Consider the following 14,604-nt stretch of genomic DNA (forward strand, 5'->3'; position numbering starts at 1 on the left):
GTATTTGTATAAAAGTCGAAACCTAATGCAACATCTTTTCGACAATTTTTCCACAATAATGAAACGAATTTTCCACAGTCGTGGAAGATGCTTCGGCTTTACTGCGGTACCAACAAAACGCGCGAGAGGTGTCTCGATACGATGCTGCAACGACATCATGTTGTCCCTCGCTTCGAGGCATCAGCCCAGGCTTGAAACTATAGTGCAATGCTCGGCGGTTTGAACGTGTACCCGGTCCTAAACGACATCGTTGCGAAACGCGATTCACGCATGGCAACCTATGTTGTAACCAAGGAATTTGCTGATCTACCAACAGGTCATAACATGCCACTGCGCCGATGGGTCGGATATAGCTATCGACGAGACGACAGCCCGACGCACAAGGCTAAACTAGAATCGCAAACCGGTTCTCGATGTCGTTTTATCACGCGCCAACGAAGCTTGTTTTTGAGTCGCCGAGCCACTTTGTTTCGTAGCTCCAGCATGCCGAAATCGTCGTGTAAACGCCCTGCATGAAGGCGAAAAAAATTTCCAAATTTTTTCGCGTAAGGTAGCTCAAGTGACGTCGACTTGTTGGTAACAGCAACTTGACACGGTCGTTCGCTACCGCAGAATGACCTGTTCTGCTGTCGACTCGTAATCGGTAAACGTCAATTTGATTCGCTACATACGGTCTAACACGAAATCACGTAGACGCGTTGCCGCAACCTTGGCACCTTGGATGTTCGGTTGCGCATTTTTATTCCTGGTTGGGCTGGCAGTCCTGGTCACTCATCAGATCGACATACCGACAGTCGGCGAAAGAATGGGACTGCAAGACGTGCAAACCGACCAAGACACTGAAGTCAGCCTGTTTGTATCGGGCATAGGCTGGTTGTTGCTATTATTGTGGCCTGTGTTTTTTGCCGAGGCGATCTATTTGTGGCTCTCGCGGCCCTGGAGTCGCGTCTATAGCCCGTACCATTGGCATACCTTAGCATGTTGCCTGATACCACCTCTGAAACTCGGAGCGTGCTGGCCCGAAATGTCGGGGGCTCTATGGTTTCCTAAATGGGGTTGGCAACTACCAAACGACGAGCTTCGCAACAGACTAAAACACTTTTTTAGCTTGCCTATGATCGGCATCGCGGTGCTCATACTGCCCGTGATCGGTGTCGAATTCTTCATGCAGGAACAGGTGGATCGCTATCCCGTCCTGCGATTTTGCCTGCATTTCGGTACCGGTTTGATTTGGTTCTCATTTGCAGGCGAGTTTATCGTCATGATTTCGGTCGCAGAACGGAAACTGGTCTACTGCAAACAGCACTGGTTAGATCTGGCAATCATCCTCCTGCCGGTGATTTCCTTTTTGAGATCGCTGCGGATCCTTAGAGCCACGCGGCTTGCCAAAATGGCCAAAGTCCAGCAACTAAGCAAGATGGCCAGGATCTACCGGCTGCGAGGCGTGTCTACAAAAGCTTTCCGGGCATTGATCTTGATCGAGGTGATACACCGCCTCTTTCGAACAAGCCCCAAGAAGAGACTTCGCCGACTCTACCTCGACCGGAGGAACCTGGAACGCGAGCTGACAGCCTTGAACACAAAGATCGCCGAACTCGAACGACTTAGCCGATCGAAAGGGGAATAGATGGCGGTTGCCAATGATCCTACCACCAGCCCGAACCTCTATTGCTTGACTGCATGATCTGAAAATTGGTGTAAGCAAACGATCCAAGAAAGATCGCCGGCAACCAACTGTCACGCTGGATAAACCAAATCGCTGCCAATATGGCAACGATGACTCCGATGCATGCCGCTTCGTACATACCATCTCGTTTGCCAAACATGCCTATTAAATGCCGAGCTATCTGGCCACCATCCAATGGCAAGATGGGAAGCAGATTGAGAAACGCCCACCAGATGCTTGTTGTGACCAAGAATATCACGAAAGTGAAAAGATAAACGTTGGGAGGAACTTTTAATTCAGGAAGTTCTATTCCCAACCAACTGGCGACCAAAACGAATTCGTATACGAAGTATCCCGCCCCGACCGCAATACCTCCTACCACGAGCGCTAGCAGCAACTGGATAGCCGGTCCCGCCGCAGAGATAATCAGATTGCTACCGTGCGTGAGCCGCTGTCTAGTTCCCTGCCTCGCCCACAACAAACCAGCCCCAGGAATCGCAAGCCCCCCCATTTGGTAAAGAACGATATGACTCTCGATGCCGAAGAAGCGAAACGCTAGAGTATGTCCGAGCTCATGGATCAGAATACTCAGAAATCCAGAAGCCACCCACAGAAGAAGAATGATGGTAAACTCGGTTTCGTAGCCCCGAATGGTGTACTCACTTTGCAGGCTGAGGCAGCGATCGTACCCGAGCGCAGCAATGACGACCCAAAATAGCCAAGTCACACGGACAGGAAAACCAAACAGTCGGAACCTTACGTCATACTGACTCTCTTGCGGTTCACTAAGCAGCATGGGCTGGGCCTTTGGTATGAGTGATCTTAAAAATTTTCAAAGTCAGGAAAAATTAGCTCAAGTTTTTAGCGAAGGACCGATCTTGAAACGGATTTCCACTCCGCAGCTATCGCTTCCCATGCCACTTGGCAGGCATCCGCTACCAGATTTATCTCGCTCTCCCCAACATTCAACGGTGGGATGATGGCAATTCTATCACGCTGGCTACCTGTCACATGAACCAGAATGCCGTTTTCACGGAGCATCCCAGCGAATCGATACGCGATCTCGGTCGCCAGCGTTCGATTCCTCAGCATCTGCTGGCTATACTGCTGACTGCTCAACCGACTTGTCACACCCATTGCATCCGTCAACTGGGCTACCGCTGCTCGGCAATCGATAACCGTAGCCGATCCCGCACCGACGACTGCTTGACGACCAATTCTGCCTGCGAGATTCTCTCTCAGACTCTCGTGAAGCTCGCTGCTTGTAGCAATACAATCGCTCGAACCTAGAACCTTGAGGGTTTCTATCCCTAATCTGCATGCGAGGGGGGAGGCTGCGAACGTCTCCGATTCCAGCCCCGCTCCCAAGCTATCCATGAGACTGGCCTTTCCCAGTACGCACGCCACCGGGATCATTCCCCCACCGAGAGCCTTGCCGAGTACAAGCAAATCGGGATGCCAACCTTGACCATGCGATGCAACCAAACTTCCTAAACGCCCGAGCCCCATTTGGATCTCGTCCGAGATGACGAGCATACCGAACTCCCTCGCCAGAACTGTTAGCTTCTGGAAATATTCGCTGGGTGCAAAGTAGTACCCCCTCGAACCGATGGCTGGCTCCACGAGCAACGCAGATAACTCGTCAGCTCGCTGCTGTAAAATGGCTCGAAACCTCTCCAAGCTTTCGTCGCAGGCATCGCTCCAGGCCAAACTGTCGCCAGTAATCGCTCGCGGGAAGGGTATCGCTAGCTGCTCGTCTGATAACCTTGGATCGAGCAGTCCCGCTTGCTGAGGCGTGTCACTTATTAAAGAGGTGGCGATCGATCGGCCATGGTAACCAAGGTCAAAGGTGACCAAACGGCCGGGTCTGCACTGGTATGCAATTCGCCACGCAATTTCGATTGCCCTCGCCCCGGTTGTCGAGACCCACGCCTTAAACGATTCCCCTTTTGGATCGATCTCGCCTTGATCGTTGGTACCACGCTGTTGCAGACTATTTCGCAAACTATTGGCGGCCAACTCGCAAAGTTGCTCTTCTAGTTCGCTTCGAAGCGCGCATTCTCCACCGGTTGCAAAGCTTAATCGTGAGGCTTGATCCGTCAGAGCTGCCGCCAAGTCGGGATGGCAATGCCCCAGAACGTTGGCGGAGTAGCCTGAAACGCAATCCAAAAATCGATTTCCCTCCGAATCCCAAAGCCAGCCCCCCTGCCCTCTGATCCACGCAAGGTTTTGATGCGGATCGTGTGTTCGAATCGTTCCTAAGGGACGAAACCTCCGGCTCACTTTTTCATCTTGGCCATAAGAGGTTCAATGATCTGACTAGGCACGAATCGCTCCAGCGCGCGTCCGTGTCCCATGGCTGCAATTTGCTTGATCAATGAACTAGAAACGTGAGCAAACTCCTCGTCAGCCATGAGGAAAACGGTTTCGATCGCCGCATCAAGCTGTCTATTGGCCATCATCATGGTGAACTCGCCAGCGATATCCGTTAGGGGACGCACCCCGCGCACCATGACCTTAGCATTGACGCTCCTAACAAAATCGACCGCCAAGCCATCAAAAGAATCGATACGTACCTGCGGGAGATGGTTTGTCACCCTGCCAAGCAGATCCATGCGTTCCTGAGTGGAGAACAGAGATTGCTTTTCCGAATTGACGCCGACTGCAACGATGAGTGTCTCATAGAGCTTGGCACTGCGCTCGATAATATTGAGGTGCCCCAAGGTAACCGGATCGAACGAACCGGTGTAGACCGCGATATTGGATTGCAGCGTCACGATAAAGGTCACCGATATTCTGGGCTACTGGAAATTGGCTCGAACTTCGGCCTTGCTTAGATGCATGTAGCAAATAGCATAAAAAATCATGATGCCGATCCCGATCAAAACTCCGATACCAATGCCAACGAAGAACGCAATTTCGGTGATGCCTGCGATGTCAGGCATGTTGGGATTGTTAGCCATCTGCTCTTGCATCTGCTGTCGCATGTTCTCCTTCTGGACCTGGAAGCTAAAGTACTGAACCACCACGTTAAATGGCATCTCGATCAGTTTGTACACAATCAACGCAGCCGACACCCATCGAGTCATGTCCAGCCCGGACAACTTTCTGTTCAGTCCGCTAATTCCACCCCACACCATCCCAACCGACAATGCGCCCGAAAACAACGTCATAGTAATGGTAAGGATCGCTGCACCAGGAAACGGATTCATATCGATCTGTTGATTGGCTCCTGCGTCATCCATCATCTTTTGGATCATGGGAAGCAATGCAATCGAGACTATGCCGATAATGGACCCCACAATTCCCAAAATGCCTAGGACCAAGTAAATGATAAAAACCGCCTTCGTGAATGGCTTGAGCTTACCGTTCCCGGCAGGCTGATAAGCATTGGGGTTGGGGGAATTGAATTGGTATGGGTTGCTGGACAAGTCTTGGCTCATAAAGATGCTCGCTAAGGATAACGTGAATAGGGCGGTAGTCTGATGCACAACGAAGTTCTAGTTTTGCTGAATTCCTTGCACAAGTCGCTCGACGTCGCTCGCGTCATTGTACGCGTGGACGGCGGCGCGCAAACGACCATGCCTGACGCTTAGCATGACTTTGTCCTGAATAAGTTGGTTTCGTACCTCGTTCGGATCTCTGTCCGGCAGTTCAAAGCATACGATACCCGTTAGCTCACTGTCGTATTCTTTGGCCAAAGCCTGGTCCCGATGAACGATGGCCCCCGCACCTATCAGCTTATCCTCGAGCGACGAAGCGGTTTCCAAAACGGTCTGGCCCAACAGCCCAGGTTCTGAGTGACACCCCAGATCGAGCAACAATTGAACGCTCTTTTCCAGGCCGATCTGCCCAACGTGATTCGCGGATCCACCCTCATATCGCGAAGCATCCTTCTTGAGAACCATGGAATGCGTGTGGAACGAATGTGCCCCCTGAATCGATCCCCATCCGAGCATCATGGGACGAAGCAGCTCCAGATTCGCCTCACGTATATATAGGAAGCCAGCCCCCTCAGGACCAAGCATCCATTTATGGCCGTCCGCAGCAAGAAAATCGATCCCGAGCTCCTCAACGTTACAGGGAAATACCCCGAGCCCCTGTATGGCATCGACAAATAGCTTAGCTCCCGCCCCGTGAACCATCTCGGACAGCTTGGCTAAATGGAGTCGGTAACCAGAAACATAGCCCACCCAGCTTGCGGAAACCAATTGCGTATTGGAATCCATCAGGCTCCGAATCCGATTCAAGTCCACCACACCGTGAGAATCGACCGGAACATGCCGGACCTCCACCCCGAGCGAGCTAAGTTGGTTCCAGGGAAGTAGATTGCTTGAAAATTCGTTCTCCAGCACCACTACGTTTGGAGGCGTTCCGCGTTCCGTTCTCCACGCAAAACTGCTGGCAATCAGATTGATCCCAAAGGTCGTGTTCGGGATTAATGCGACCTCATTTTTCTTGCAATGAAGCAATTGAGCTCCCGCCGCTCGCAACCTTTGTGCTGCCGAGGCCCATTTCGGCCAACAAAGATCGCCGTCGTTTTCGGCTTCGCTCAGAAAATCCCGCATGGCATCCGCAGAGGCTTTCGGCAACGGACCAACGGCCGAATGGTCAAAGTACGCCCACTTCTGAGCAGCCGGAATCTGGCTTCTCATCAAGCTGCGGAGCTCGTCGGTCGACTGTGGCGAGGCCGGAATTATCGGTACAAGCGGATTATTCATGTCGATGTTTTGAGGCTTTTTCTAGTGAATTTGCTATTGGGGAAACGATTTTGAAGAAAAAAGGAGGAGCTTTGGGAAGGGCGGTGACAGTCGGAAATCTTCAACTATACTAGCCTCGAGTCGGTTGACTGCTAGTCGGCCAACTTGTTCATTGAGTTTTAACAGCTTGAGTCGCAATTCGATCGACGTTATGCAACCTGATCGTTCCCATTTCCTAGGCACCACTGGTATTCGAAGCACCATTGGGCATATCCTTGAACAGCACCGAGGTATTTGATGCCCAAGATTTTGTGTTTAATCGGGTTGGTTATTTCTGGGTTGGTATTTGTATTGTTCCTGGTTGATCTGATCATGACCGTCGGGGGGTTCGGATCGTTGTTCCAGTATCCTAGCTACTTTATGGCTATCGTCTTTTTGATCGCTTCTGGTACGCTTGGCTATCTCAGTTGGTCAACGTTCCGCGAACTAAAGTAAAACGATAATGAAATTTGATCCAGAGGGCTGGTCGTTCCGTCAAACCAAATTCGGAGAACTTGATACTGCCCTCATCGCTCCTGTTCATCAAGCCCCCAAAGCCCTAGTCGTTCTTTCCCATGGGTTTGGTGCGCCAGGCACAGACCTTATTAGCTTGTTCGATGCGATTCTTCATCAACTGCCCGATTCGTCGCCGCAGTGTGCCTACCTGTTTCCAGAGGGATTGGTCTCGCTCGAGGAGCTAGGTATCCCCGACGGTCGTGCTTGGTGGCCTCTAAACATGGCTCAGATGATGCAGCTAGCTGAAGAAAACAGATTTGATGCGATGCGTGATACGGTGCCTCCGGAAATCGACGCAGCTCGCAATGCCTTGGTAAGTAGCATCTCGGCTTGTCGCGAGTACTTGAAATCGGAATTCCAAACGGCTTCCGATTGCCCCATCATCCTAGGTGGCTTTTCTCAAGGTGCTATGCTTTCGGTCGATACGCTTCTCCGAGGAAACATTCCTGGAGTGGTTGGCTTGATTGCATACTCGGGCGCATTGATTTGCGAATCCCTTTGGAGGGCAGCTTCGACTTCCGTTAGAGGGATACCTTTTATTCAGAGTCACGGCCGACAAGATCCCATCCTACCGTTTGAGACAGGTCGCTGGCTGAATGAACTCTTGCTCGACCTAGGAATGTCAGGCAGCTTATTGGAATTCGATGGCCCTCACACCATCCCCAATGAATCGCTGCTTCAAACGGCCAAGCTCCTACACGCGATCGTTCTCGACGTGAAGTAGGAAGTAGCACGCAAAAAAGCTCAGCGAACACAAAGGCTGAATCCGATCGATTAGGGTAGTAGATCGGCTGGCTTGATTTTCTTGTTGCTGAAGTAGCCCGGCTCGTTCTTGAAACCAAAATAACTGGGCTTATAACCAGCAGGCAACTCAACATCCGCCTTCTCCGCAATCTGCGATTCCAACCCGACCATCCAATACGTCGCATTGATTACCAACCTTCGCAGATCCTCGCACTCAAAATCAACAGCCGACCCAATCGTCGAGCACAACAGCTTTCCTTGCTCCCCTCCCTCCAATCGATAATCCTTGGTCCAAACCAATGGCATCATGGGGTCGTTCTTGGGGCCAGCCAGCGGTGGATCAGTCGGCTTCATTCCGTCGACCACTTGCCCCAACATCAAAACACTGGCGGTCTCAGGCAAATTCACCACGCCGTACACATCGGTCGGCCCGAAAACATCGCTGACACCCTTGAGAATTGGAGAATCCTTGGCAGACTCGGGAATCACTCCGCGGGTCGCTTGGCCGTTATGCACGCCATGATGGCTGTGCCATGTCTCTCCAATGACCTGCAATCCAAAGCCACCTTTCCATTCGCTCCCACCGTTGTTCCAATTCCAATTCTTGTACTTCGATTTCGAATTGCCTGGATACGCAAACGGATGCGTCGATGTACGCAATGCGATGAACGGCTTACCCGATTTGAAGTACTTTTCGAAATGCTCCATTTGCTCATCTGGCAAGGAACGCATCCGAATAAACAGAATCAATCCATCCGCGTCATCGAGCTGCTCCAAGCCTGGTGTGTTCGAGGTGTAGTTGGGATCAACCGTCTTGGTTTCGGGATTAATGGAGAACAAAACCACGCAATCGAACCCATGCTTCTCCGCCAAAATCTTCGCGAGCATCGGGAGGGCTTCCTCACTGCGATACTCTTCATCTCCCGATACCAAAACAATCTTTTTGCCACGCCCTGGTAAATCCCCCTCTTGGTTGCCCGGCACAGTTAACCAAAGCGAATCATCCGCATAGGGCTTGTTTGCAACTACTGTCGGTGCCGAAGCCACTAGCCCCAGCCCCAAACCGATTAATGTTATTAAAGAGAGGATAGTCTTCATGATGCTTTCCGAGAGAAAATGTTGCTACCTACGGGTAGGGGAGGGAGGGATGGCGTTACTCTTTCAAGCCGACTGCGAAGAGCCGCTTTCTACTCGAGACGTACAGTATACCACCTGCGACGATCGGAGTGGTGTACATGGCGGAACCCACGTTCGATTCCGCCAGGAATTTTTTTCCCGCCGAAAGTTCAAAGACTTCAATGTCTCCGTCTTCGTCTCCCAAATAGACTTTGCTATCCGCTATGAGAGGCGAGCTCCACGAAGCGGACTCGAGGTCATGGGTCCAGTGAGGCTCTCCAGTCTTCCGGTTCACGCAATGTGCCATTCCGCTCGAATCTAAGGCAACTAGAAAATCCCCCTTGATGGCGACCGTTGCACAGGAACGGTGTAACGTGCTCTCTCGGTCGGAGGTGTCCGCTCCTCTATAACTCCACACGACGGCAGAGTTCGGGTTTGGCAACTCCTTTTCCCCCGCTTCGATATCCATTGCCTGAATCCTTCGATGCGGCACGACTCGCTCTCCCGAAGAATCGACGACCAACGTTGGGCTGACGTCTCCTCGCTTCGTCCCATCGATGGCCCACAAAACTCCCGGCCCCTCACCGTGCTCCGGATCCTCGCCAATTGCAATATAGATAACATCGTCATAAACAACCGGAGTGCCAATAGGATGAAGCCGCGTCGCGTTTCGCATGCTGTAGATAGAAGCTTTCGGATTGGTATCGAATTTCCAAAGCAGCTTCCCAGTCCCTGATCCTTCGGCATTTGATTCACCGGCTAGATCAAAACTATAAATCCAACCATCTCCCCCTGCAAAGACAACTTGTTCAACTCCCCCGACGAGCCCCACCGCAGGAGAAGACCACTGTCCGTGAAGAATATTTTCCCCAGGCGAAGAGTCTGCCCACAGCAATTCCCCGGTCTTCTTATCTAAACAAATAAAGCTTGGCGACTTGGGGGCAGGGATCTGTTTGTGTTCACCATCGATACCATTCCCTGTTACCACGAACAACTGATCTCCCCACGCCGTAACAGAACAGCTACACATATTGTGCTGGGAAATACCGAGATCCTTCATCATGTCGAATCGCCAGATCACATCGGCCTCGGTCTTGGAGGTATGCTCTTCATCTCGGACGGGGCCATCATTCTCGTCGTCATAGAACCCCTCCGTGTCCAAGCAGACGACCTCTCCTCGATTCGTGACGTACCACAAGCGATCTCCTTCCACCAGCGGCGAAGAGCAGATACCGATGTTTGGCCAATCCTGAGCCCGACCGGTGGCCAGCTTCTCACTGCTGTGCTGCCACAGGAACTGTCCATCCGACTCCCTTAAACAAAGCAATACCCCCAAGTCGATGTCTGGTGGCAATCGCTCAATAAAACCAGACCCATTGTTGGTGCCAACAAAAATTTTACCGTTAGCCACCACAGGGTTTCCATAGGTCTCAGTGCCAAGCGGGGCGGACCACAGAACATTCTCACCTGTCTCGACGTCAAATTGACTCGGCAGCGGACCACTCTCAGGAGCGTTGTTGCGATAGCTGCTGCCACCCCATTGATTCCAATCTCGAGATTTCGAGGCAGCATTCTCTGGATCTTGTTTGGGTGAATCCGAACCAAGCAACGACGTATGAGTGGCAGAAACGCCGACTAGAATAAAAGACGGGAGCAAAACTACCACAACGAGCAGATTGCGTAAAAGGTGGGACAACATGGCTGGTCGCAAATACGAGTCAATGGGGGGCTTCTACAGGAATTGGCTTCTTTGAACCATGATTCCTACACTAGTTTAACACGACACCAATTTGAAGGATCTTCCTGGAAGCGGCTCGAGGCACTCCTGGCTAAATGGATGTTGGTGTTGAGCGAACCGTAACAGCAAAAAAAGAACCCGATCTCAGGAAACTCGATCGGATTGTAGCCGTACAGTTTTGCACCTCGAATAAAAATTCGCCATCGCTCCTTAGTTTTATCAATTCGCGATATCTGACACAGCAGATCTTCGTCCGGAACCTTGGGAGGATCTTCACTCGCTTTGAGAATCGAGGTATGCCGACCGTTTACAACGACTCCCCCCTTGCTTGCATCCGCCCCCTTGTTGCTGCCCGGTGGCGGCGAGTCGAATCGAATGCGATAACAAAAATGATTGGCACGCTTTATCCCAGAACTACCTCGCGTATCAATATATAATTGCAGATAACGGCCCGTCGTCCTGGCGTCCGTGTTCGACCTAGACGCAACGGGCTGCTTCGTATCAACGAACGCTGCACTCAAGTCAAGTTCAAACATCAGCCCTCGTTCATGCCACGCGCCCCGCATCGTCCAATCGTTGGGATTTTCGATCGTGAGTTGCTCTAAGCGAGGCAACGTGTAACGCTCCGTTAATGACCAGCTCAAATCGTCCAGCAAGCCGGTTTTGCTCGACGTCACATCGAAGCGATGCATTGAAAATCCGAAGTCGAATAAGTATGCAGCATCGGAGATAATGTTGGTACTTGTCATGCCTGCTGCTCTCGGAACCGCATTCTGCGAACAAACTGAATCATCAAAATCGCATCGTAAACAGTATGCGCGATAATGGCCATAAACAAATTTTCACTCCAATAGGCAGTTATCCCCAAAATGATTCCCAGCAGCGTGGCAACCGCAACGTAGCCCCGGCTTAACGGATGAACGATTCCAAACATAAGAGAGGATAGAAAAATTGCAAAGGCGACACCCGGTGTTCCAAAGACCCCTAATTCACGAACCAACGTTCCTTGGAGCCAACCACGAAAGAGCAATTCTTCCCCTACTCCGGCTGCTAAACTCAATGCGATAAGGTGCCAAACATTGCATCCTCGTAGCAAAATCGATAGATGCTTTTCCGCGATGTCAGTTGTTTCTTGAATCCACGAAAAGCGAAAAATCTCCAAGCCATGAACGAGGAGCACCATTCCAATGCCAATAAGAAAGCCCCCCAGCAGGCCAGCCCCGAGCCTGACATACTCGGTCAGCTTGGGCATGGTCTCGTGGGGATGCACCCCTCCGAACCATGCTAATACGACCGCTAGTAGACCGATCCCCAGCTCGAACATGGCAGCCATGAAAAACTGCTGGTGGTTTGGAGTGTGTTGTTGCATCGGGTAGCAGGATGATCAGAAACGGGGAAAGTCTCGAATTGGAATCGATGACCCCTGGATTGACAACCCGCTGCCCTTACGATTCGATCAATTGGAGCGAAGACTTGTTTAACTGAAACGAGGCCTCTTTGCCGTTTTCAAAGGAAATGCGTGCCATTTTCCGCGCCCCCTTGCCGTCGATCCTTTCGACTTGGCCGATGCCATAATCTGGATGTCGCACGATCGACCCCACCTCGAACAAATCTACCTCCGTTCCTTCCTTGGTCGTCACTGTCTGCAACATCGAGGCTGATCGGAGCCCCATCGCAGGCAATTTTTTCTTGAGCTCGAGCAGTTTGTCGGAAACGTCTCCCGCAGTACTGTCGGTCTCAAAATCGTTCTCCTCTCCGATACATGCCTCAGGGGAGTCATCTTGATGAGAAAGTAAAACGGTCTTTCGTTTCTTGCTCGCCCCCAAACCTTTCGCAGTAAAACCAGAAGATGCGCCGAGCTGCTTCGATTTCGATTCGAACTCACTGTCAAACTCCCCCTTCATGCCTAACCGGGCTGCCGTTCGATTGCTGCGCTGCTGCTTTTTACTCGCCCCATCCTCCTCAAATCCGTCATGGAAGGAATCCGAATCGAACGAATCAAAATCCTCGCTTTGAAAGTCGTCGGAATTGAAGTCATCCGCTGCAAAATGAAAGTCGCTCTTGTCGATCTTCTCCATTTCCCCGCGAGGTAGCTCGAGCAGAAAGGGGCTCGCCGGTGAAACGCGATGGCTGGCAAACCCTCGCTGCTTAGCCATACTTAACTGCAACCGGTTCTTGGCTCGAGTGATGCCGACAAAAAAGAGTCTCCGCTCCTCCTCAATTTGATGCGGATCATCCTTGGTTCGGACGTGAGGTAAAACCCCATCCTCTAACGCGATAATGTATACGTTGTCGTACTCGAGGCCCTTGGCAGCGTGCAGCGTCATGAGGGTCACTTTGCTGTCGGCATCGGTCAAGTTATCCACGTCGCTGGATAAAGTGATTTGCTCCAGAAACCGCTCTAGTCCGTTCCCCTCGTTTTCGGGATCTATGTCGACGTTGTGGGCATCTGACTTTAATTCATTGATGTTGCCGGTAATGCTCTCGTCGGGGGTCTCCGACTTGCGATTCGTGATGTATTCTATGTAGTTCGTTGACGCTAACACCTTTTCGAGCATGGCCAGAATGCCATCGCCTTGCATCTCGACTAGGTCTCTGTAGAGGGCCAGGAACTGCTTGGCTCCCTGAGCTGCTTTTTTGCTCAGCAAGCCTGCTTCCGCAGCGGCTCGTAATGCCACGAGCATTGGAATTTCTCGATATTTGGCGAGCTCGCTCACTTTCGCCAGGGATTTATCACCGAGCCCGCGAGTTGGTACGTTGATGATACGATCAAAGGATACATCGTCGGTTGGGTTGTGAACCAAACGCAAGTAAGCGAGTAGGTCCTTGATCTCTTCACGTTGGTAGAATCGAAAGCCGCCGATCAGCTGATAGCTGAGCTTGCGTTTCAGTAGCGCTTGCTCGAGAAGCCTGGACTGTGCGTTGGTGCGATAAAGGATGGCAAAGTCCTTTCCTTTAGCTCCATTCTCGAGAATCTCCAAAGCAATCGAGTGTGCAATCTCGTCCGCTTCTTCGCGATCAGACACGTAGGTACAAAATCGAACGGACGCCCCTCCCTCTCGTATCGGCTTGAGGATCTTGGCTTTGCGACGCGTGTTGCAAGCGATCAAGCTATCGGCAACCGACAGAATCTGAGGAGTACTGCGATAGTTATCTTCTAATCGAACCGTGACAGCTTGTGGGTAGTCTCGTTCGAAGTTCAGAATGTTGCGGATGTCAGCTCCCCGCCAACTGTAGATCGATTGATCTGGATCCCCCGTGACATTGATATTAGGATGATCGAGCGATAAACCGCGAACGATTAAGTACTGCGCAATGTTGGTATCTTGATACTCATCAACCAGGATATACCGATGTTTCTCGTCTAGCTCGGCTCGCAAATCAGGATTGTTGCGGAGAATGCATGCGGTGTGCATGAGCAAGTCATCAAAGTCGACGGAGTTGTTGAGCTGAAGAATTTTTTGGTAGGCCGGATACAGCTTCGCAACGACTTTGTCTTGAGCTCCACTCGACATCCCCTCGAACATCTCGGGGCTGATGGCACGGTTCTTTAATGTACCAATCCGGCGAGCCAAATCTCCTACGTTGAGATGAGTGGTCGAAATGCCAGCGAGGTCGATAGCCTTTTTGAAAGCTTTGCTGGCATCGTCTGCATCGAAGATCGAGAAGTTCGGTGACAAGCCTGCTGTCTCGCCGAATCGCCTTAGAAAGCGAACGCAATAACCGTGAAACGTACCCATCCAGACCGGAGCATCTCCCACCATCGATGCGACCCGTTTCTTCATCTCACTGGCCGCTTTATTGGTGAACGTGAGTGCGAGAATCGAGTAAGGTGAAATACCTTGGTGAAGCAGGTTCGCGATGCGATGGGTGACAACGCGGGTCTTACCCGACCCTGGACCAGCTAAAATGAGCAGGGGTCCATCAACGTGTGTAACCGCTTGGCGTTGCGACTCGTTCAGGGCATCCAAAAGGTATGATGATGTCTGAACCATGGGAACCTCCTCCAATAGTGCGTTTCCTTTAATCCGGACATTATCTCCTTGATCGTGAGATTGTTCCAGTCATCCTTGCCAATCGGGTAC

General features: G+C 51.4%; 13 protein-coding genes. 3 read left to right on the top strand and 10 right to left on the bottom strand.

Translation table 11 applies throughout. The annotated features are described in order from the left end of the window. The first annotated feature begins 655 nt into the window (after positions 1-655). A complete protein-coding gene (locus SH449x_RS10615) occupies positions 656-1,627 on the top strand; it encodes a potassium channel protein (protein WP_482381318.1) in 972 nt (323 codons plus the stop codon). Between the two features lie 19 nt (positions 1,628-1,646). Here the strand turns inward: SH449x_RS10615 and SH449x_RS10620 are convergent, their stop codons facing one another. The 5 genes from SH449x_RS10620 to SH449x_RS10640 form a co-directional block, all read right to left on the bottom strand. Further along, on the bottom strand, positions 1,647-2,462 hold the full coding sequence (locus SH449x_RS10620) for a site-2 protease family protein (protein WP_482381319.1): 816 nt from the start codon (positions 2,460-2,462) through the stop codon (positions 1,647-1,649). A 65-nt stretch (positions 2,463-2,527) separates the two neighbouring features. Further along, positions 2,528-3,949, bottom strand: a complete 1,422-nt coding sequence (locus SH449x_RS10625) for an aminotransferase class III-fold pyridoxal phosphate-dependent enzyme (RefSeq protein ID WP_482381320.1) — start codon at positions 3,947-3,949, stop codon at positions 2,528-2,530. Then, positions 3,946-4,446, bottom strand: a complete 501-nt coding sequence (coaD, locus tag SH449x_RS10630; protein WP_482381821.1) for a pantetheine-phosphate adenylyltransferase — start codon at positions 4,444-4,446, stop codon at positions 3,946-3,948. Before coaD ends, SH449x_RS10625 begins: the two co-directional genes overlap by 4 nt. A 21-nt stretch (positions 4,447-4,467) precedes the next feature. Next, positions 4,468-5,109 carry a hypothetical protein gene (locus SH449x_RS10635; RefSeq protein ID WP_482381321.1) on the bottom strand — a complete coding sequence of 214 codons (642 nt, stop codon included), beginning with the start codon at positions 5,107-5,109 and terminating at the stop codon, positions 4,468-4,470. Positions 5,110-5,166: 57 nt separating this feature from the next. Further along, positions 5,167-6,387 carry an aminotransferase class V-fold PLP-dependent enzyme gene (locus tag SH449x_RS10640; protein ID WP_482381322.1) on the bottom strand — a complete coding sequence of 407 codons (1,221 nt, stop codon included), beginning with the start codon at positions 6,385-6,387 and terminating at the stop codon, positions 5,167-5,169. A 276-nt stretch (positions 6,388-6,663) separates the two neighbouring features. On the opposite strand from SH449x_RS10640, the gene SH449x_RS10645 reads away from it, so the two are divergent. Both SH449x_RS10645 and SH449x_RS10650 read left to right on the top strand, forming a co-directional pair. After that, complete coding sequence (locus tag SH449x_RS10645; RefSeq protein WP_482381323.1) at positions 6,664-6,861, top strand: hypothetical protein; 198 nt, start codon at positions 6,664-6,666, stop codon at positions 6,859-6,861. A 7-nt stretch (positions 6,862-6,868) separates the two neighbouring features. Then, on the top strand, positions 6,869-7,645 hold the full coding sequence (locus SH449x_RS10650) for an alpha/beta hydrolase (RefSeq protein WP_482381324.1): 777 nt from the start codon (positions 6,869-6,871) through the stop codon (positions 7,643-7,645). Between the two features lie 50 nt (positions 7,646-7,695). Here SH449x_RS10650 and SH449x_RS10655 read toward each other — a convergent pair whose 3' ends face one another. The 5 genes from SH449x_RS10655 to SH449x_RS10675 all read right to left on the bottom strand — a co-directional run bounded on the left by SH449x_RS10655 (position 7,696) and on the right by SH449x_RS10675 (position 14,514). Further along, the gene (locus SH449x_RS10655) at positions 7,696-8,763 is read right to left on the bottom strand and encodes a ThuA domain-containing protein (protein ID WP_482381325.1); all 1,068 of its coding nucleotides are present in this window, start codon (positions 8,761-8,763) and stop codon (positions 7,696-7,698) included. A gap of 55 nt (positions 8,764-8,818) precedes the next feature. Continuing rightward, on the bottom strand, positions 8,819-10,480 hold the full coding sequence (locus SH449x_RS10660; RefSeq protein ID WP_482381326.1) for an outer membrane protein assembly factor BamB family protein: 1,662 nt from the start codon (positions 10,478-10,480) through the stop codon (positions 8,819-8,821). A gap of 65 nt (positions 10,481-10,545) precedes the next feature. Beyond that, on the bottom strand, positions 10,546-11,268 hold the full coding sequence (locus SH449x_RS10665) for a hypothetical protein (protein ID WP_482381327.1): 723 nt from the start codon (positions 11,266-11,268) through the stop codon (positions 10,546-10,548). Then, complete coding sequence (locus SH449x_RS10670) at positions 11,265-11,852, bottom strand: CPBP family intramembrane glutamic endopeptidase (protein WP_482381328.1); 588 nt, start codon at positions 11,850-11,852, stop codon at positions 11,265-11,267. The genes SH449x_RS10665 and SH449x_RS10670 overlap by 4 nt, the downstream gene beginning before the upstream one ends. Before the next feature lie 112 nt (positions 11,853-11,964). Beyond that, positions 11,965-14,514 (bottom strand): ATP-dependent helicase, encoded by a 2,550-nt coding sequence (locus tag SH449x_RS10675; RefSeq protein ID WP_482381329.1) that lies wholly within the window; start codon positions 14,512-14,514, stop codon positions 11,965-11,967. Positions 14,515-14,604: the final 90 nt, after the last annotated feature.

Origin of the sequence: Brakhagea baltica, assembly GCF_052161605.1 — a bacterium.
In the GTDB taxonomy this organism is placed as follows: domain Bacteria; phylum Planctomycetota; class Planctomycetia; order Pirellulales; family Pirellulaceae; genus JBKCUI01.